The sequence below is a fragment of the Pseudonocardia alni genome (assembly GCF_002813375.1).
Taxonomy (GTDB): Bacteria; Actinomycetota; Actinomycetes; order Mycobacteriales; family Pseudonocardiaceae; genus Pseudonocardia; species Pseudonocardia alni.
Map to the genome: position 1 here is coordinate 2,002,487 of NZ_PHUJ01000003.1, position 18,038 is coordinate 2,020,524.

19 protein-coding genes are annotated in these 18,038 nt (G+C 73.2%); 10 read left to right on the forward strand and 9 right to left on the reverse strand.

Annotated elements, in window-relative coordinates; translation table 11 throughout:
- Positions 1-118 precede the first annotated feature (118 nt).
- A complete protein-coding gene (locus ATL51_RS10220; protein ID WP_073575601.1) occupies positions 119-1,081 on the reverse strand; it encodes an AraC family transcriptional regulator in 963 nt (320 codons plus the stop codon).
- A gap of 142 nt (positions 1,082-1,223) precedes the next feature.
- On the opposite strand from ATL51_RS10220, the gene ATL51_RS29375 reads away from it, so the two are divergent.
- Genes ATL51_RS29375 through ATL51_RS10230 form a run of 3 tightly spaced genes read left to right on the forward strand, consistent with a single transcriptional unit; the run spans position 1,224 to position 3,488 of the window.
- The gene (locus ATL51_RS29375) at positions 1,224-1,838 is read left to right on the forward strand and encodes a cytochrome P450 family protein (RefSeq protein ID WP_301548980.1); all 615 of its coding nucleotides are present in this window, start codon (positions 1,224-1,226) and stop codon (positions 1,836-1,838) included.
- Positions 1,823-2,452: a cytochrome P450 gene (locus tag ATL51_RS29380; protein WP_301548981.1), complete on the forward strand. Its 630-nt coding sequence runs from the start codon at positions 1,823-1,825 to the stop codon at positions 2,450-2,452. The genes ATL51_RS29375 and ATL51_RS29380 overlap by 16 nt, the downstream gene beginning before the upstream one ends.
- Before the next feature lie 4 nt (positions 2,453-2,456).
- A complete protein-coding gene (locus ATL51_RS10230) occupies positions 2,457-3,488 on the forward strand; it encodes a 2Fe-2S iron-sulfur cluster-binding protein (protein ID WP_073575585.1) in 1,032 nt (343 codons plus the stop codon).
- An 11-nt stretch (positions 3,489-3,499) separates the two neighbouring features.
- Here the strand turns inward: ATL51_RS10230 and ATL51_RS10235 are convergent, their stop codons facing one another.
- Positions 3,500-3,868: a DUF4870 domain-containing protein gene (locus ATL51_RS10235; RefSeq protein ID WP_073575584.1), complete on the reverse strand. Its 369-nt coding sequence runs from the start codon at positions 3,866-3,868 to the stop codon at positions 3,500-3,502.
- A 58-nt stretch (positions 3,869-3,926) separates the two neighbouring features.
- On the reverse strand, positions 3,927-4,619 hold the full coding sequence (locus ATL51_RS10240) for a hypothetical protein (protein ID WP_174565870.1): 693 nt from the start codon (positions 4,617-4,619) through the stop codon (positions 3,927-3,929).
- A gap of 148 nt (positions 4,620-4,767) precedes the next feature.
- On the opposite strand from ATL51_RS10240, the gene ATL51_RS10245 reads away from it, so the two are divergent.
- Positions 4,768-5,832, forward strand: a complete 1,065-nt coding sequence (locus ATL51_RS10245) for a substrate-binding domain-containing protein (protein ID WP_100880619.1) — start codon at positions 4,768-4,770, stop codon at positions 5,830-5,832.
- Positions 5,833-5,920: 88 nt separating this feature from the next.
- A complete protein-coding gene (locus ATL51_RS10250; RefSeq protein ID WP_301548982.1) occupies positions 5,921-7,180 on the forward strand; it encodes an acyl-CoA dehydrogenase family protein in 1,260 nt (419 codons plus the stop codon).
- A gap of 36 nt (positions 7,181-7,216) precedes the next feature.
- Here ATL51_RS10250 and nhaA read toward each other — a convergent pair whose 3' ends face one another.
- Positions 7,217-8,557, reverse strand: coding sequence for a Na+/H+ antiporter NhaA (gene nhaA / locus ATL51_RS10255; protein WP_100878485.1), 1,341 nt, complete (start codon positions 8,555-8,557; stop codon positions 7,217-7,219).
- Here nhaA and ATL51_RS10260 point away from each other — a divergent pair, their 5' ends adjacent.
- Positions 8,558-9,112 carry a DsbA family protein gene (locus tag ATL51_RS10260; protein ID WP_301548983.1) on the forward strand — a complete coding sequence of 185 codons (555 nt, stop codon included), beginning with the start codon at positions 8,558-8,560 and terminating at the stop codon, positions 9,110-9,112.
- 4 nt (positions 9,113-9,116) lie between these two features.
- Here ATL51_RS10260 and ATL51_RS10265 read toward each other — a convergent pair whose 3' ends face one another.
- Complete coding sequence (locus tag ATL51_RS10265; RefSeq protein ID WP_100878486.1) at positions 9,117-9,974, reverse strand: universal stress protein; 858 nt, start codon at positions 9,972-9,974, stop codon at positions 9,117-9,119.
- A gap of 188 nt (positions 9,975-10,162) precedes the next feature.
- Here ATL51_RS10265 and ATL51_RS10270 point away from each other — a divergent pair, with 188 nt between their 5' ends.
- The gene (locus ATL51_RS10270) at positions 10,163-11,611 is read left to right on the forward strand and encodes a flavin-containing monooxygenase (RefSeq protein ID WP_073575579.1); all 1,449 of its coding nucleotides are present in this window, start codon (positions 10,163-10,165) and stop codon (positions 11,609-11,611) included.
- Between the two features lie 84 nt (positions 11,612-11,695).
- On the opposite strand, the gene ATL51_RS10275 is transcribed toward ATL51_RS10270, so the two are convergent.
- Positions 11,696-11,983 (reverse strand): hypothetical protein, encoded by a 288-nt coding sequence (locus tag ATL51_RS10275; protein WP_073575578.1) that lies wholly within the window; start codon positions 11,981-11,983, stop codon positions 11,696-11,698.
- Positions 11,984-12,512: 529 nt separating this feature from the next.
- On the reverse strand, positions 12,513-13,418 hold the full coding sequence (locus ATL51_RS10280) for a LysR family transcriptional regulator (protein WP_167409986.1): 906 nt from the start codon (positions 13,416-13,418) through the stop codon (positions 12,513-12,515).
- Positions 13,419-13,561: 143 nt separating this feature from the next.
- Here ATL51_RS10280 and ATL51_RS10285 point away from each other — a divergent pair, with 143 nt between their 5' ends.
- From ATL51_RS10285 to ATL51_RS10295, 3 genes are read left to right on the forward strand one after another with little or no spacing between them, the layout of a single operon-like run.
- Positions 13,562-14,884, forward strand: a complete 1,323-nt coding sequence (locus ATL51_RS10285; RefSeq protein ID WP_237454191.1) for an MFS transporter — start codon at positions 13,562-13,564, stop codon at positions 14,882-14,884.
- The gene (locus ATL51_RS10290; RefSeq protein ID WP_100878488.1) at positions 14,881-16,380 is read left to right on the forward strand and encodes an AMP-binding protein; all 1,500 of its coding nucleotides are present in this window, start codon (positions 14,881-14,883) and stop codon (positions 16,378-16,380) included. Before ATL51_RS10285 ends, ATL51_RS10290 begins: the two co-directional genes overlap by 4 nt.
- Positions 16,381-16,385: 5 nt before the next feature.
- The gene (locus ATL51_RS10295) at positions 16,386-17,039 is read left to right on the forward strand and encodes an RraA family protein (RefSeq protein ID WP_237453574.1); all 654 of its coding nucleotides are present in this window, start codon (positions 16,386-16,388) and stop codon (positions 17,037-17,039) included.
- A gap of 9 nt (positions 17,040-17,048) precedes the next feature.
- On the opposite strand, the gene ATL51_RS28125 is transcribed toward ATL51_RS10295, so the two are convergent.
- On the reverse strand, positions 17,049-17,201 hold the full coding sequence (locus ATL51_RS28125) for a hypothetical protein (protein ID WP_157818307.1): 153 nt from the start codon (positions 17,199-17,201) through the stop codon (positions 17,049-17,051).
- Between the two features lie 57 nt (positions 17,202-17,258).
- Positions 17,259-17,999 carry an HAD-IIA family hydrolase gene (locus ATL51_RS10300; RefSeq protein WP_208623135.1) on the reverse strand — a complete coding sequence of 247 codons (741 nt, stop codon included), beginning with the start codon at positions 17,997-17,999 and terminating at the stop codon, positions 17,259-17,261.
- Between the last annotated feature and the right edge of the window lie 39 nt (positions 18,000-18,038).

Genomic DNA, 18,038 nt, shown 5'->3' on the forward strand with positions numbered 1-18,038 from the left:
GCGCGGCGGTCCGGAAGCGGTCGACAGCGGCATCCGACAGCGTCCGGCAACGGCCGGTGGTCCCGGCCGGCGCCCGCACCGAGCCGTGGTCCGGCCGTCCCCCGCAGCGGCGACGTGCTCAGTGGGAGCCGCCGTGGCGGTGGTACCGACGGAACTCCGAGGGCGACAGGCCGTAGCGACGGCGGAATGCGGCTGCGAACCGGCTCGGACTCGAGAACCCCCAGTTCGCCGCGACATCGCTGACCGAGTGCGACGTCCGGCTCTCCAGGTCCGCCTTCGCCCGTTGCAGGCGGACGGTCGTGAGGTGCTCCATCGGGGAGCATCCGATCCACTCCTGGAAGCCCTCCTGCAGTCGTCGCACGGTGGTGCCCCCGAGGACCGCCATGTCCGCCACGGTCCAGGGCCGGGCCGGGTCGTCCCGAACCGCGTCCACGACCCGGGACACGGTGCGCGGCCGCGCGGGCGACCCGGTGCCCAGGTCGGGGCAGCTCGTCAGCAGGAACCCCGCGGCCACCGCGCCGGCCAGCTGCTCGGAGACCACGGGAGAGCCGGCGAACAGCGACGGGCGACGAAGGTGGCTGGCGAGACTGTTCACCAGCCTCCGCCAGTCCTCACCTCCACCCCGGTCGAGATCGAGCTGGTCGGGCAGGACACCGGCGACCCGGACGGGGTCGCTGCCCAGCACACGTTCCGCCTCGAGGTCGAGCCAGGTGCGGTCGAACTTGACCCCCAGCACGGTGCACGTCGCGTCCCAGTGCGTGATCCGGCACGCGCTGTCGGCCCGGAAGACCGCCGCCTGGCCGGAGACGGAGGTCAAGGATCCGCGACGGGTCTGGCTGACGAAGTGACCGGTCAACGGGATGTTGACCTCGTACGCCCCGGGATAGTCGCAGTCGATGGCGATGTCGGCGCCCCAGCCGACGTAGCCGAGGAGAACCGGGCCGAGATCGAGTGTCTGCAGGGTGAGGCGAGGCCTGCTCCCAGGACCGATGGGCGTCAGCTCGTGCGGGAAGTACACGTCAGCGACGCTCTGCGACACCTGGTCCCAGTCCCGAGGTGGCGCACCCCTGTGTGCGGCCATGCCCTCGATCGTATCCGACACCGATCACGCTCGAACTCCTCGCGCGATCGGTACCGAAACCGCGCGATCGGTGTCGTCAGCCCCCGACGACCCCGCCTACCTTCTCGCCGTCCCGAACCGACGCAGTGAAGGAGCCACCCCCATGACGGCGGTGAACGACGCCCGCACCCCGGACCTCTCGTGGCTGGACGACGTGACGATGTCCGACCTCGAGCGGAACCCGTACGCGACCTACGAGCGTCTGCGTGCCGAGGCACCACTCGCCTACGTCCCGGTACTGGGCTCCTACGTGGCGTCCACCGAGGAGGTCTGCCGCGAGGTGGCCACGAGCGCCGCCTTCGAGGCCGTCATCACCCCGGCGGGCGGGCGCACCTTCGGCCACCCGGCGATCATCGGGGTCAACGGGGACGTCCACGCCGACCTGCGCGGGATGGTCGAGCCCGCGTTGCAACCGGTCGAGGTCGACCGCTACGTCGAGGACCTCGTCCGTCCCATCGCCCGCCGCTACCTGGAGAGCTTCGAGAACGACGGCCGCGCCGAGCTGGTCGCGCAGTACTGCGAACCGGTCAGTGTGCGGTCCCTCGGTGACCTCCTCGGGCTCCACGACGTGGAGTCCGACGTCCTGCGCGACTGGTTCGCGAAGCTCAACCGCTCGTTCACCAACGCGGCCATGACCGAGAGCGGCGAGTTCGCCAACCCCGAGGGCTTCGTCGAGGGTGACCGGGCAAAGGGACTCAGGCCGTGGTCGACCCGCTGATCGACCACTGGATCACCCACCCCGACGACAGCGCGATCTCCCACTGGCTGCACGACGGCATGCCCCCCGGGCGCACCCGCGACCGCGAGTACATCTATCCGACCGTCTACGTGTACCTGCTCGGCGCGATGCAGGAGCCCGGACACGGGATCGCGTCCACCCTCGTCGGGCTGTTCGGCGAGCCCGAGCAGATGGAGCGGGTCGTCGACGACCCCGCGTTGATCCCGCGAGCGGTCTCGGAGGGGATGCGCTGGACGTCGCCGATCTGGTCGGCCACCGCACGCATCTCGACCCGGCCCGTGACGGTCGCGGGCGTGGACCTCCCGGCCGGCACCCCGGTCATCCTCTCCTACGGTTCCGCCAACCACGACGACGACCGGTACGCGGCGCCGACCCGGTTCGACATCGACCGGCCCCCGCTCCCGCACCTGGCCTTCGGGGCGGGCAACCACGCCTGCGCCGGGATCTACTACGCCAACCACGTCATGCGCATCGCGCTCGAGGAGCTGCTCGAGGCCATCCCGAACCTGGAACGCGACACGTCCTCCGACGTCGAGTTCTGGGGATGGGGATTCCGTGGTCCGACCACCCTGCACACCGTGTGGGAGGTGTGAGGGCATGGCGTTCACCGCGACCGTCTCCGGCCGGAGGGTGGCGTGCGGGCCGGACCAGTCGGTCCTCGACGCGTTCCTCCGCGCCGGGGCGTGGATGCCGAACTCGTGCAACCAGGGCACCTGCGGCACCTGCAAGGTGCGCGTGCTGAGCGGCGAGGTCGACCACCGGGACTCGCCGCTCGGCACGTTGACCGAGGACGAGCGGGCCGCCGGTCTGGCGCTCGCCTGCCAGGCCCGGCTCCGCTCCGACGCGGAGGTCGCACCGTCGGGGCCGGGCGGCGGGAGCGCGGGGCGTCGGACCCACCCCCTGCGTGATCTGGACGCCGTCGTCGTCGACATCGAGGACATGGCGCGGGACACCCGCCGGGTGCGGCTGGATCTGACCGAACCGCTCGCCTTCCACGCGGGACAGTACGTGGAGCTCACGGTCCCGGGCTCGGGTGCTCGTCGGCAGTACTCGCTGGCGAACGTCGCCGACGACGACCAGGTCCTCGAGCTGCACGTACGCCTCGTCCCCGGGGGGACGGCCACCGAACGCTGGATCTTCGACGGGCTCGCCGTCGGCGACCGGGTCCGGGCCGCGGGGCCCCTGGGCGACTTCTTCCTCGACCCGGAGGACGACGACGGCGGCGAGCCGATGGTGCTGATCGGGGGCGGCACGGGGCTGGCCCCCCTGCTGGGCGTCGTCAGGACCGCACTGGCCCGTCGACCGGGCCGTGAGATCCTGCTCTACCACGGGGTCCGCGGTGCGGCCGATCTCTACGACCTGGACCTCCTGACCCGTCTGTCCGAGACTCACCCGAACGTCAACGTCGTTCCCGTGCTCTCCCACGAGAGCCCGCCCGACGGCACGTTCTACCGCACCGGACTCCCGACCGACCTGTTCCTGGACGACGTCGGATCGGCCCGGGGCTGGTCGGGCTGGCTCTGCGGGCCACCGGGGATGGTCGAGGCCGGGGTCAGGGCGTTCAAGCGTCGCCGCATGGCCCCCCGCCTGATCCACCGGGAGACGTTCACTCCCGCCCACGCCGCCTGAGGGCCACCCCGTCAGGACAGCACGCGCAGCTGGAACGGGTAGTCGTAGGGCCGGTCGTTCGACGCCCGCACCGCGCCCTTGATATGGCACCACGCGGAGACCACGAACAGCACGAGCATCAGCGGCAGCGCCACCACGATCCCGACCACGGTGAAGATCAGGATCCAGCAGAGGATGAACAGCACCCAGAACGACAGGTTGAAGTTGAACGCCCCGGCGGCGGCCCGCCGCGCGAACGGGTCGTCCTTCTTCACCAGCCAGACCAGCAGCGGGCCGACCAGGCTCAGCAGCCCGGCGCTGAGGATCGCGGCGATCGGCGCCGAGAGGTGCGCGAGGATCGCCGCGATCCGGCTGGAGTCGGAGGTGTACGGCTGCGACATCGAGGTCCTTTCGGGTCCGGTCGGCTCAGCGCCTCTGGGCCGACCACCCTGCCAGGCATCAGGCCGGCAGGCGGGAGCCGAGCGGCACGCCGGGCCCCGACCACCCGGACGGGTGCGCGGGCGCCCCGGTCACGAGCACCGCGAGCCGTCCGAGCATCCGCCACGTCATGACCGCGCTGACCACGCCGGTCAGCCGGGCCGCCGCCCGCTCCACGAGACCCCCGGTCTCGTAGCGTTCACGCAGGTGCAGCCGGGTGCCCGGCGTGCCGTCGGGCAGCGCGACCGGCGCGAGGTGGAACAGCCAGGTCATCGCGGTGTCTGTGCGGCCGGGTGCGTCACCGCCCCGGGAGGTCACCACCAGGTGGGCGCCGGGCTCGACGGCGGCCACCCGCAGCGCGACGTCGGGGTGCAGCCGGAACCGGTCCCCCGGCTCGACGTGCTGCCACTCCGGGTGCACGCGGTCGGCGCCGGTGATCCGGCACCCGGCGAGGTTCTCCAGGGCCTGGAACGAGTAGAACCCGGCCCGGTCCTGGCCGAGCTGCGCGATCCACGGCCACACCTCGGCGGGCGGCGCGGCGAGGGTACGGGCGCGGTCGTACTGCAGATCGGCACGGGGCAGCAGGGTGTCGCCGGGCCGCGGCACGCGCGCCTCGGCCGGGGACGCCCCGGTCCGGCGGGCCATCCGTGCGGCGAGCACCGTCATCATCGCCGCGACCGCCAGCACCACCGGGACCGTCCGTCGGGTCGTCATCGTCGGCCACCTCCTCGCCGTCGATCCTCGTGGGGCGGCGCCGGTCCGCTCAGGGCCGAAGGACCGTGGGCCCGCGCGGTGTGACGGCGGGAACACCCCGCCCCGCGCCGGCGTTCCGGTCGTCGAAGCGTCCGTGGGGGTGCGTCCGATGCCGTCGACTGCGAGACCGTCGTTCACCGTCGGCCTCGTCGTGCCCTCGGCCGGCTCCGACGGCATCTACGGGCCGTCGTGCATCCTGTGCGCCCGGTTGGCCGTCGAGGAACTGAACGCGGTGGGCGGGGTCCTCGACCGCCCCGTCCACCTGCGGATCCTCGACGGGTCCGGGGCGCCGGAGCAGGTGGCGACGGCGGTCGCGCAGGCGGCGCGGACCGGGGCGATCGACGCCGTCGTCGGCTGGCACATCTCCCCGGTGCGGGTGCGGCTCGCGTCGGCGCTGCGCGGACTGGTGCCGTACGTGTTCACCGCGCTCTACGAGGGCGGTGAGACCACGCCGGGTGTCGTCCCGATCGGTGAGACACCGGACATCCAGCTCACCCCGGCGCTGCGGTGGATGGCCCAGGAGATCGGCGTCCGGCGCTGGGCGGTGATCGGCAACGACTACCGCTGGCCGCACCGGTCGATCGCGCGGACCCGGGCCGCGCTCGACGGGTCCGGCGGGCCGACGCTCGACCACACCCGTTTCGTGCCGCTCGGCACCTCGGACCACCGGGCGGTGCTGGACGACCTGGCCGACCTCGACGTCGACGGGGTCCTGACGCTGCTCGTCGGCTCCGACGCCGTCGCGTTCCACCGCGAGTTCGCCCGGCGCGGGCTGGAGAGCCGGTACGCCCGGTTCTCCCCGTTGATGGACGAGAGCATGCTGGCCTGCGCCGGGGCCGGGGCGTCGCAGGACGTGTTCACCGCCGCCGGCTACTTCGAGGCCCTCCCGACCGCGGAGAGCCTGGCCTTCGGCGCCCGCTACGCCCGCCGGTTCGGCCCCGGCGCACCGCTGCCGTGCGCGCCCGGCGAGTCCTGCTACGAGGGCGTCGGGGTCCTCGCCGCTCTGGTGAACCGGGTCGGCACCACCGACGCGGTCCGGTTGTCCGAGGCCGCCGGACGGTGCCACTACGTCGGACCGCGCGGACCCGTGACCGTACGCGACGGCCGCGCCGAGCAGCGCATCTACATGGCCGTCGCCGACGGGTCGGGTTTCGACATCCTCGCATCGCTCTGAGACCGGCGGCCGGGCCGCGCCGGACACGGGCAACTAACAGTCAGCAATGACTGTTAGTGTGGGTCGGTCGACCGAGGAAGGACCCGCCGTGACGATCACCGAGCAGGGACAGGCCACCGGAACCCCGGTGCCGCGCACGCAGGACCACATGACCCACGACGTCTGGCTGCCCGAGGAGATCGTCGCGGTCCGCGCGACGGCGCGCGCCGCGGTCGAGAAGCGGCTCGCCCCGCACGCCCGTGACATCGGTACCCGCGAGGAGTCCGCCGACAGCTTCCCCTGGGAGGTCTTCCGCGGGCTCGCCGAGGAGGGCCTGTTCAAGGTCCCGTTCGGGGCCGACTTCGGCGCAGGTCTGATGCATCCGATGCTGGCCACCTGCACGGTCACCGAGGAGATCGCCTACCACTCGAGCTCGATGGCGGGCGTCTACGACGGCCAGTGCATCCTCGTCCCGCAGACGCTCACCTACGCCTCGGACGACCTGCGGGCCCGGCTGATCCCCGAGCTGACCAGCGGCCGCACCGCCTTCTCCTTCGCCACGACCGAGCCCGACACCAGCTCGGACCTCACCGCGGAGCGGATGCAGACCGTCGCCGAGCCGACCGACGACGGCGACTACGTGCTCAACGGGCGCAAGCGCTGGATCACCAACAGCGTCGTCGCCGGCTGGGTCTCGGTGCTGGTGCGCGCCGGGGCCGGCAGCGACCGGGCCGCGATGTTCCTGGTCGACCTGTCCAGCCCCGGCGTCCGGATCGGTGCGCCCGACCTGAAGATGGGTCACCGGGGCCAGATCACCGCCGACATCGTGTTCGACGACGTCCGGGTGCCTGCCGAGAACCTGCTCGGCCAGTGGGGGGCGGGGCTGGGCGTCGCCCTGTCGGCCCTGGTCCGGGGCCGGATCGGGATCGGCGCCGCCGGTGTCGGTGTCGCCCAGGCGGCTCTGGACCTGGCCGTGCAGCGGCTGCGTACCCGCCAGGTGTTCGGCGGCCCGCTCGGCGCGATGCAGCACTGGCAGTTCACGATGGCCCAGCGCGCCACCGAGATCGAGTGCGCCCGCACGCTCTACCAGAAGGCTGCGACCCTGCTCGACCGCGGCGATCGCTCCGCGGAGCCGGAGGCCGCAATGGCCAAGGCCTACGGCACCCGGTTGGCCAACGACCTCGTCCGCGAGGCCATCCAGATCCACGGCGCACTCGGCTTCGCGCGGCAGGTGTCGGAGTCCGGGGAGTCGGTACGGCTGGAGGAGATGTACCGGGACGCGAAGATCCTGGAGATCTTCGAGGGTGCGAACGAGCTGCAGCAGTGGATCGTGGCCCGGCAGCTGATCGGGCGCGACGTCACCGGCTGATCCGCCGTCGTACGCGGCCGTGGCGACCGGGCCGGCTCAGTCCGCCGGCCGCCACGGGCGCGGCGGGAGCGTCGGCAGCCCGCTCGGCGCGCACTGCCCGCCCCGCTCCCCGGCCAGCCGGAACACCAGCCAGCCCGACAGCGCGGCCAGGACCGACCCGGCCAGGATCCCGATCTTGGCTTCGGCGACGAGCAGCTCGTCGGTGAGCGCGAGCTCGGTGACGAACAGGGCGACGGTGAACCCGATGCCCGACAGCGCGGCACCGCCCATCAGCTGACCCCAGCGCAGCGTGTCGGGCACCCGGCCCAGCCCGGTGCGCAGCGCGATCCAGGTCGCGGCGGCGACGCCGATCGGCTTGCCCACGACCAGGCCGAGCACGATGCCCCAGGTGAGCATCGACGTCGCCGCGGCCGACAGGGTCTCCGACGACAGCACCACCCCGGCGTTGGCGAGCACGAACAGCGGCACGATGACGTAGCTGCTCCACGGCTGGATGGCCTGCTGGAGCCGTTCGTTCGGGGAGACGGCGGCGACCGCGACCGCGCGGGCGGTGCGGGCCCGCTCCGGGGTGGGGTCGAGCAGGAAGTTCTTCCCGATCCGGACGGCCTCGACCATCTCGGTGCGGCGCGGGGCGTAGGCGTTGACCAGCAGCCCGAGCGCCACGCCGACGACGCTGGGGTGCACCCCCGACCGCAGCACCGCGACCCAGCACAGGATCCCGGCGACGGCGTAGAACGGCGTCCGCCAGAACCGCACCCAGCGCAGCGCGAGCAGCCCGGCGAGCAGCACCACGGCGACGAGCAGCGCGAGCAGGTCGACCTCGTCGGTGTAGAACAGCGCGATGGCCAGCACCGCGCCGATGTCGTCGACGATGGCCAGTGCCAGCAGGAACACCCGCAGCTGGTCGGGGCAGCGCGGCCCGAGCAGCGCGAGCACACCCAGCATCACCGCGGTGTCGGTGGAGATCGCGATCCCCCAGGCACCCGCCGCCTCGCCACCGGCGTTGAGCGCGAGGAAGAACAGCGCGGGCACGACGAGTCCACCGAGCGCGGCCGCGGCCGGTGCGGCCAGGGCGCGGACCCCGCGCAGCTCGCCCAGCGTCGTCTCGCGGGCGATCTCGAGCCCGACGGAGAGGAAGAACAGCACCATCAGGCCGTCGTTGACCCAGTGCCGCAGGTCCAGGTCGAGCGCGGACTCCCCGAACGACACGGCCAGCGGGGTGTGCCAGAACGTCTCGTACCCGCCGCCGAGGTTGGCCCACAGCAGCGCGACGACGGCCGCCCCGACCAGCAGGACCGCCGATCCGGACTCGGTCCCGAGGAAGCGCCTCGCGGCATCGGAGAGATCGCCGCGCTCGGCTAGGGTCACCACCGCCATGTGCTGATCCTGCCCTGCGCGGGTCACGACGAGGAGGCCGCCATCAGCCTGGACCCGCCCGTCGGACCGTACGACCACGTCCTGGGCCCGCCCGAGGCCGAGCTGACGCTGGTGGAGTACGGCGACTTCGAGTGCCCCTACTGCCGCGACGCCGCACCGGTGCTGGAGGAGGTCCGTGACCGCTTCGAGGGGCGGCTGCGGTTCGCGTTCCGGCACTTCCCGCTGCACGAGGTGCACCCGCACGCCATCGCAGCCGCCCTCGCCGCGGAGATGGCCGGGTTCGACGGCCGGTTCTGGGAGATGCACGACACCCTGTTCGCCCCCGGTCCGCCGCGGCTGCGCCAGGACGACCTGCGGGAGCACGCCGTCGCCGCGGGGGTGCGGCCGGACCGGGTCGTCTGGCCGGCGACGCGGCTGGCGGAGGACCGCGTGGAGGCCGGGTTCAACGCGGCGGTGCGCTCGGGCGTGCGCGGCACGCCGACCCTGTTCGTCAACGGCGAGCAGTACCGCGGCGACGTCACGGTCGCCGCGCTCACCGCCGCGCTGCGGTCGTAGCCGCTCAGGCCGTCGCGGCGGGCCCGACCAGCATCACCGGGCAGTCCGCGCGCTGGACCAGCGCGAGCCCGGTCGAGCCGAGCAGCAGCCCGGTGAACCCGCCCCGCCCCCGGGTGGCGACGACGACCAGCCGCGCCGCCCCGCTGCGCTGGGCCAGCACCCGTCCCGGCTCGGCGCGCTCGATCACCCGCTCGACGGCGACGTCGGGATAGCGCTCCGACCAGCCGGCGAGCCGCTCGGCCAGCGCCCGCTCCTCGGCCTCGCGCAGCCGGTCGAACGCACCGGTCGCACGCAGGGCCGGGGACCGGCCGTCGTGCCAGGCGTGCAGGACGACCAGCCCGGTGCCGTGCTCGGCGGCCGCGGCGAAGGCGTGCTCCAGCGCGACGTCGGACAGCGGGCCGCCGTCGATCCCGACCAGGACCGGCCCGCTGGACGACGTGCCGCGGACGACGACGACCGGGCAGCCCGCGTGCGAGGCCACGGCGAGGGTCACCGACCCCAGCGCGGTGCCCATCGCCCCGCGCCCGGCGGACCCGAGTACCAGCAGCTCCGCCGTGGCGGACCGCTCGACCAGTGCCGTCGACGGCGCCCGCCGGTCCTCCGCGAGGTCGACCGCGACCTCGGGTGCGGCCTGCGCGGCGGCGTGCCGGGCCGCGTCGAGGGTCGCACGGGACTCCTCGCGGATCGACTCCTCGACGTCGTCGAGCAGGGGTGCGACGGCGGCGTCCGCGTACAGCCCGGCCACGTCGAAGGCCTGCACGAGCAGCAGGTCGGCGTGCCGGGCGGCGGCCTCGCGGGCCGCCCACGCGACGGCGTCCAGGGCCGCGTCCGATCCGTCCACGCCGACGACGACGGTGCTCATCACTGTGCTCCGTTCCCGGCCGGCCCGGTGTCGGCCGTTCGCCCTCCACTGTGCTCCGTCGCGGGCCGGGTCGCACGGCCCCGTCGTGTGAGGTCGGAGACGGCCCGCACGGGCCGGGACGGGCACCCGGGGCCCCGGGCCGCCTCGCTACGGTGATCGCTGCTGCATTCCGGAGACAGGGAGGTCCCGTGCACGCACCGAGCGTTCTCGTGGTCGGCGCCGGGTTCGGCGGCATCGCCGCCGCGATCGAGCTGCGGGCCCACGGCATCCGCGACGTCACGATCGTCGACGCCGCCGACGGCATCGGCGGTACCTGGCTGCACAACACCTACCCGGGCGCCGCCTGCGACGTGCCGAGCCATCTGTACTCGTACTCGTTCGCGCAGCGCACCGACTGGTCGCGGCTCTGCTCACCGCAGCCGGAGATCCTCGCCTACCTGCGGGGCGTCGTCGCCGAGTTCGGGGTCGACGAGCTGGTGCAGACCGGTGTGCGGATCGTCGACGCCCGGCGCGACGAGGCCGACGGACCGTGGACGGTCACCGCCGACGACGGCCGCACCTGGACCCCCGACGTGCTGATCGTCGCGACCGGGCAGCTGAACCGGCCGGTGTCCCCCGACCTGCCCGGCGTCGACTCGTTCGCCGGGACGATGTTCCACTCCGCGCGCTGGGACCACGACCACGACCTGCGCGGCCGTCGCGTCGCCGTGATCGGGACCGGAGCCAGCGCCGTGCAGTTCGTGCCGGCGATCGCCCCCGAGGTGGGGCACATGACGGTGTTCCAGCGGTCCGGGAACTGGTTCCTGCCGCGACGGAACCGGAGGTTCCCGGCGTGGTGGCGGGCCGCGATCGCGCGGGTGCCCGGCCTGCAGGCCGCGCGACGCCGGTTCATCACCGAGTACTGCGAGGCACTGACGCTGATGATCCGCCACCCCGCCACCTGGGGCAGGCTGGGGCGGCTCTACGCGACGCTGTTCATGCGGGCCCAGCTGCGCGACCCCGAGGTCCGCCGCAAGGTCTGGCCGGACTACACCTTCGGCTGCAAGCGCATCCTGTTCAGCTCGCACTGGCTGCCCGCGCTGCAGCGGCCCAACGTCGAGGTCGAGACGTCGCGCATCGCGGCCGTCGAGCCCACCGGGGTGCGCACCGAGGACGGCACGCTGCACGAGGTCGACACGATCATCTGGGGCACCGGGTTCGCGGCGACCGACTTCATGTTCCCGATGGAGATCAGCGGCCCGGGGGGACGGTCGCTGCGCACCGAGTGGTCCGACGGCGCGCACGCCTACCTCGGCATGACCGTCCCCGGGTTCCCGTCGCTGTTCGTGCTCTACGGCCCGAACACCAACACCTCCGGCGGCTCGATCGTCCGGTACCTGGAGCACCAGGTCCGCTACGTCCGCGAGGCCCTGCAGGAGGCGGCCCGCCGCGGCGCGTCCGGCGTGGAGGTCCGCCCCGAGGTCGAGCAGGCCTACGACGAGGAGGTCCAGGCCCGCTTCCCCGGCACCGCGTGGACCCGCTGCGACTCCTGGTACCGCGACGACACCGGGCGCATCGTCACCAACTGGCCCGGCTACATGCGCGAGTACGACGAGCGCACCCGCCGCGTCGAACCGTCGGACTACGTCTTCCACTGAGTCCCGGCCGGCGTCGGGCAGGACGGAACCGCCCCCTGCGTCCCGTGGCGGCGGGAGGCAGGGGGCGGAGGCCGTCGTCGGGAATCAGTCGCAGGACGTCGGGTTGTCGCGGTTCTGCGCCGCCCCGCCGCCGAGGATCCCGAGGACGTTGCCGAGAGCCGCGTTGACGCCCGGGCAGACGTTGGCGTTGTTGAGGACGTTGACGTCGTCGAGGTTCACCAGGCCGAACTGGTCGCCCCGGGTGTTGCCGACGTCCTGGACGAAGGAGTCACCGTCGTCGTCCTTCGGCGCGGGCGCAGCCGACGCCAGCGGGCTGAAGGCGACCATGGTGGCGATGACGGCGACGCCGGTGACCGCAAGCTTCCTGCGCATGTCTTTCTCCCCGATCGTGTCCGGTGGGACGGACGTGTCTCACGATTCCCGTGAGCACCACCGGGACGCCTGTGCGTCACGGCAAGCGGACAGTAGGCAGCCGCTCACCGGCGGGGATACGGCGGCGACACCAACGAGTGACCCGATCACCACGGGTACCGAAAGTGTGGTGTGAAACGGACGGAACCGGTTCTCCCAGGACGCCGGACACCCTCCGTCCCCACGTCCGGGGCGGCCGATGCGAAGGGTGATCGACCGACCGGACCGTGGGCGGGGGCCGACCACCCGCGGGGGTGAATCCGTGACCGGCGTGTCGCAGGCCCCGGCGTGTCGCGACGGGATGGTGACGTCCGGGGCTTGCACCTGACGCGACGGGAGGCGGCACCGTCCATCATGCCGCCACGACGTGGCGGCCCGACAGGAGGGGATTCCGGTGAAGGTGGGCGAGCCGGCCCGGAGGAGGCTGACCGTGCGGACACCGCACCGGGCCGGGGCCACCGGCTGAGCCGGTGGGGCGGGAGGGCAGGGGTCAGACCGACCCGACCCCCCGCACGATTGCCCCACCCACACCGGCCGCCTCCAGCAGCCCCGCCAGGACCGGGTTCACCGCACCGGCCTTCCACGCCAGCGCCAGCGGCACCTCCGGCGGGTCGGTCAGCGGCACCAGCACCACCCCCGGTGTGCGCAGCTCCGCCGTCGCGTCCAGCGCCAGCCCCACCCCGACACCGGCCCCGACCAGGGACAGCAGGGTGTGCGTCTCGGGGGCCTCCTGCTCGATGCGCGGCAGGAATCCGGCGTGCAGGCAGGCCGCGTCGACCGACGTGCGCATGACCGCCATCCGCCGGACCGGGTAGGTGACGAACGGGTCGTGGGCCAGCTCCGCCAGGTCGATCGTGTCCCGCCCGGCGAGCGGGTGCTCCTCGGGCAGCGCGGCGACGAGTCGGTGCCGGTCGATCTCGTGGACGACGAGGCCGTCGTCGTCGACCGGGGTGCGGATCAGCGCGGCGTCGACCCGGTCGGTGCGCAGGTCCTCGGCCAGCTCGCCGGAGAACCGGCCGGTGACCAGTACCAGCCGGGCCTGCGGCCGGTGCGCGCGGAAGCGGCGGGCGGTCCGGTACAGCCAGGCGTTGGAGCTGGGTCCGGCGAACCCGAGGCGGACCGAGCCGGTGCCGCCCGCGGCGGCCTCGCGCGCCGCCTCGACGGCCTCGTCCGCGGCGGCGAGGGCACGGCGGGCCCGGGGCAGGAACGCCGCCCCCGCCGGGGTGAGGGCGACGGCGCGGGTGTGGCGGTCGAACAGCGTGGCGCCGACCTCGCGTTCGAGCCTGCGGATCTGCTGGGACAGCGGCGGGCCCGAGACCTGCAGGCGGGCCGCGGCCCGACCGAAGTGCAGCTCCTCGGCGACGACGACGAACGACTCCAGCTGCCGTAGCTCCACCCTCCGATCATGTCGATCCGACGACAGGAACGGAAGCAAGAGCGTCCCGAAGGCGTCCCAATGCTGTTCTACCGTTGCGTGGCGGTGGTCACGACGGCGTGGTCGCGACCGTCGCTCCACGACGAGTGCAAGGGGGCACCGGGTTGAGCACGAGCACACCGTCGATGCGCCGCAAGGCGGGGATCGCCTCGTTCGTCGGCACCACCATCGAGTGGTACGACTTCTACATCTACGGCACCGCCGCCGCGCTGGTGCTGGGGCCGCTGTTCTTCCCGAACGCCTCCCCCGCCGCCGGTGTGCTGGCCTCGTTCGCCACGTTCTGGGTCGGGTTCCTCGCCCGGCCGATCGGCGGGATCGTCTTCGGCCACCTCGGTGACCGGCTCGGCCGCAAGACCGCGCTGGTCGCGACGCTGCTGCTGATGGGCGTCTCGACGCTCGCGATCGGGCTGCTGCCCGTCCACGACGACATCGGCGTCCTCGCCCCGGTGCTGCTGGTCGTGGCCCGGCTCGTACAGGGGCTCGCCGTCGGCGGGGAGTGGGGCGGCGCGGTGCTGATCGCCTCGGAGCACGCGTCGAAGAACCGCCGGATCCTCTACGGCGCCTTCGCCCAGCAGGGCAGTCCGGCGGGGCAGATGCTCGCCACCGGCTCGTTCGCGCTCGTCGCGATGCTGCCGGAGGACGCCTTCCTGTCCTGGGGCTGGCGCGTGCCGTTCCTCGTGTCGGCGGCGCTGGTCGTCGTCGGGCTGGTGATCCGGCTGCGGATCGAGGAGAGCCCGGCGCTGGTCGCGATGCGGTCGCGCGGCACGACGGCGCGGTTCCCGCTCGCGGAGCTGCTGCGGGAGCGGACGATGCTGGTGGTCGTCTCGGTGGGAGCGTGCGCACTGGTGGCCGCGGCCGCGTACTTCAAGAACACGTTCGCGCTGTCCTGGGCGGTCAACGACCTCGGCTTCGACCGCCAGGTGTTCCTCAACGTCGTGCTGATCAGCTCGACCGTGCAGTTCTTCACCCAGCCGCTCGGGGCGTTCATGGCGACCTGGTGGAACCCGCGGAAGGTCGTCACCGCGCTGCTGCTGATCGAGCTGCCGCTGTTCCCGGTGATGTTCTGGCTGATCTCCACCGGCAGCTTCGGGCTGGCCGCGCTCGGCATGGCGCTCGCGACGCTGCCGCACACGATGTACTACGCGATCCTCGCCGGGATGCTGGCCGAGGCGTTCCCCGCGCGGATGCGCTACACCGCGATCTCGCTGTCCTACGCGCTGGCGGGCACGCTGTTCGGCGGCACCGCCCCGCTCGTCGGGCAGTCGCTGCTGGCCGCGACCGGGTCGATCGTGCCCGTCGTGGGGTACTCGCTGGTGATCGTGCTCGTCTCGCTGCTGGCGGCCCGGTACGTGCTGGCCCGCGGACCGGTCCCCGACGACGAGCGTCTCGACGCCGCCGTCACCGGCACCACCGGGAGGACCGCATGACCGCACGACTCCGCGAGCCCCGCTTCCCCGAGCCCGAGGTGCCCGCCGGCGCGACCGCGCTCGCCGCCCGGCTGCGTGCGCTCGTCGACGCCGACCCGGACCGCCCACTGGTCACCGAGGACACCGCGAACGGCCCCGGTGTGGTGCGCACCCGCGCGGAATTCGACGCCCGCACCAACCGTCTGGCCAGGGCGTTCGCCGACCGCGGGGTGCGGCGCGGGGACCTGGTGTCGATCGCGCTGCCGAACAGCGCCGCGCACCTCGAGAGCTCGGTCGCGGCGTGGAAGGTCGGCGCGGTGCCGCAGCCGCTGTCGGCCCGGCTGCCCGCCGCCGAGCGCGACGCGGTGCTCGCCGTCGCCGCGCCGGCGCTCGTCGTCGACACCCCGGTCGCCGCCGGCTCCTACGACGACGGCCCGCTCCCCGACGTCGTCGGGCCCAGCTGGAAGGCCCCCACCTCGGGCGGGTCGACCGGTACCCCGAAGGTGATCGTCGCCGGTCAGGCCGCCTGCGTCGAACAGGTCCTGGCCCGCGCCGACGGGCTGCGCATCGACCGCGACGGCGTCTTCGGCTGCACCGCGCCGCTGCACCACAACGCGCCCTTCATGTTCACGCTGATGGCGTTGCTCCAGGGCCACCACGTCGTGCTCATGGGCCGGTTCGACGCCGCCCGCGCACTCGCGATGATCCCCGCGTACGGCGTCACCTGGCTCTACGCGGTGCCGACCATGATGAGCCGGATGCTGCGCCTGCCCGACGCCGACTGGGCCGCCTGCGACACCGGGAGCCTGCGGACCGTGCTGCACGTCGGCGCGCCCTGCCCGCCGGAGGTCAAGCGCGGCTGGATCGACCGGGTCGGCGCGGAGACGGTGTTCGAGATCTACTCCGGCACCGAGTCGCAGGCCGGCACCGCGATCGACGGCCACGACTGGCTGGCCCACCCGGGGTCGGTCGGGCGGGTCACCCGCGGCGAGATCACCGTCCGCGACGACGACGGCCGTGAGCTCGGCCCCGGTGTCACCGGTGAGATCTGGATGCGGTCGGGCGGGGCGCCGACGTACCACTACCTGGGCGCCTCCGCCCACGAGCGCGACGGCTGGGAGTCGCTCGGCGACATGGGCTCACTGGACGCCGACGGCTACCTGTACCTGGCCGACCGGCGCTCGGACATGATCCTCGTCGGCGGCGCGAACGTGTACCCGGCGGAGGTCGAGGCGGCGCTGACCGCGCATCCCGGGGTACGGGACGCCGTCGTCGTCGGGCTGCCGGATTCCGACTACGGGCACGTCGTGCACGCCGTCGTACAGGCCGAACCGGGCATCGAGAACGATCTTCGCGAGTTCCTCGACGGGCGTCTGAGCAGGGCGAAACAGCCACGGAGCATCGACGTCGTCGACCACCCGCTGCGCGACGACGCCGGGAAGGTGCGCCGCTCGGAGATCGCCGCGCGCGCCGCGGACGCTCGACGGCGCGCAACGGCGGACGGTGCGACAGGATGACGTCCATGACCGACCTCCTGGACCGTCTGCGCGAGCTGCAGGTGTCCGCCATCTGCGACGCCGACAAGTCGCTCCCCGTGGTGGACCCCGCGATCCGGGCCCTGGTGCCGGACGTGTCGATGGCCGGGCCCGCGGTGACGGTGTCCTGTGTGGACGACCACCTGCCGATGTTCGCTGCGCTGTCCGCGGCCCGCCCCGGCTCGGTGCTCGTGGTCGCCGGAGGGGGTGGTCACCGCGCCGTGTCCGGTGAGCTGTTCGCGACCGAGGCGAAGCGGCGCGGGCTGGCCGGGATCGTCGTCGACGGGCTGGTCCGCGACGTCCGCGGGCTGCGCGGGATCGGACTGCCGGTGTTCGCCCGCGGGACCTGCCCGGCCTCGGGCAGCACGAGCGACCCGGGCACCGTCGACGAGATGGTGTCGTTCGGCGGGCTCGTCGTGAGCCCGGGCGACCTGGTGTGCGGCGACGACGACGGCCTGCTGATCGCCGCGCCGGACCGGCTCGCCGAGGTCGTCGACGCCGCCGAGGGCATCGAGGCCGCCGAGCGCGCGCTGGTCTCGGCCATGCGCAACGGCCACGACCTGCACTCGCTGACCACGGTCGTCGAGCACGTCGCGGCGCTGCGCCGGGGCGAGCCCAGCGCACTGGGGTTCAAGGTCTGAGCGGGCCGCTCAGGCCGCGACCGAGTCCCAGCTGAACTCCTCGGTCATCGAGCCGGGGCAGTCCGGGCACGGGACGGCGACGCCCGCCGTCTCGTCACCGGGGAGCTCGGCCTCCGCGCCGCAGCCGGCGCACCGCTGCCAGGACACCAGTTCTCCGTACATGTGTTCGAGGGTGAACCACATCGGTGTAGTTCGCAACCCCGCAGGTCCGGGGGCGGATCAGACGTCGTCGATCAGGTCCGCGACCGAGGAGACGACCCGCGTCGGGCGGAACGGGAACCGGTCGATCTCGTGCTCCCTGGTGATGCCCGAGAGCACCAGCACCGTGCGCATCCCGGCCTCCAGTCCGGCCAGGATGTCGGTGTCCATCCGGTCGCCGATCATGACCGTGGACTCCGAGTGCGCGCCGAGCCGGTTGAGCGCGGCCCGCATCATCAGCGGGTTCGGCTTGCCGACGAAGTACGGGTCGACCCCGGTGGCCTTGGAGATCATCGCGGCGACCGAGCCGGTCGCGGGGAGGATGCCCTCCGGGGACGGGCCGGTCGCGTCGGGGTTGGTGGCGACGAACCGGGAACCCTGCTCGACCAGGCGCATCGCGGTCGCGATCGAGGAGAAGCTGTAGGTGCGGGTCTCGCCGAGCACGACGTAGTCGGGGTTGCGGTCGGTGATGACGTAGCCGATGTCGTGCAGCGCGGTGGTCAGCCCGGCCTCGCCGATCACGTAGGCGCTGCCCTGCGGGCGCTGCTCGCCGAGGAACGCGGCGGTGGCGAGCGCGGAGGTCCAGATCGACTCCTCCGGCACGTCGAGGCCGGTGGCCTGCAACCGGTAGCGCAGGTCGCGGGGGGTGTGGATGCTGTTGTTGGTCAGGACCAGGAACGGCACGCCCTTGTCCCGCAGCCGCGACAGCAGCGTGTCCGCACCCGGGACGATGCTGCCCTCGCGGACGAGGACGCCGTCCATGTCGGTCATCCAGCACTCGATCGGCTTCTGCTCCACGGG

Bases quoted from the DNA above. Each gene is read 5' to 3' on its own strand.
- ATL51_RS10240 (WP_174565870.1), bottom strand. From the start codon at position 4,619: ATGACGACCCGACGGACGGTCCCGGTGGTGCTGGCGGTCGCGGCGATG.
- ATL51_RS28125 (WP_157818307.1), bottom strand. From the start codon at position 17,201: ATGTACGGAGAACTGGTGTCCTGGCAGCGGTGCGCCGGCTGCGGCGCG.
- ATL51_RS10295 (WP_237453574.1), top strand. From the start codon at position 16,386: ATGACCGACCTCCTGGACCGTCTGCGCGAGCTGCAGGTGTCCGCCATC.
- ATL51_RS29375 (WP_301548980.1), top strand. From the start codon at position 1,224: ATGACGGCGGTGAACGACGCCCGCACCCCGGACCTCTCGTGGCTGGAC.
- ATL51_RS10300 (WP_208623135.1), bottom strand. From the start codon at position 17,999: ATGGACGGCGTCCTCGTCCGCGAGGGCAGCATCGTCCCGGGTGCGGAC.
- nhaA (WP_100878485.1), bottom strand. From the start codon at position 8,557: ATGGCGGTGGTGACCCTAGCCGAGCGCGGCGATCTCTCCGATGCCGCG.
- ATL51_RS10275 (WP_073575578.1), bottom strand. From the start codon at position 11,983: ATGCGCAGGAAGCTTGCGGTCACCGGCGTCGCCGTCATCGCCACCATG.
- ATL51_RS10265 (WP_100878486.1), bottom strand. From the start codon at position 9,974: ATGAGCACCGTCGTCGTCGGCGTGGACGGATCGGACGCGGCCCTGGAC.
- ATL51_RS10230 (WP_073575585.1), top strand. From the start codon at position 2,457: ATGGCGTTCACCGCGACCGTCTCCGGCCGGAGGGTGGCGTGCGGGCCG.
- ATL51_RS10245 (WP_100880619.1), top strand. From the start codon at position 4,768: ATGCCGTCGACTGCGAGACCGTCGTTCACCGTCGGCCTCGTCGTGCCC.
- ATL51_RS10290 (WP_100878488.1), top strand. From the start codon at position 14,881: ATGACCGCACGACTCCGCGAGCCCCGCTTCCCCGAGCCCGAGGTGCCC.
- ATL51_RS10235 (WP_073575584.1), bottom strand. From the start codon at position 3,868: ATGTCGCAGCCGTACACCTCCGACTCCAGCCGGATCGCGGCGATCCTC.
- ATL51_RS10220 (WP_073575601.1), bottom strand. From the start codon at position 1,081: ATGGCCGCACACAGGGGTGCGCCACCTCGGGACTGGGACCAGGTGTCG.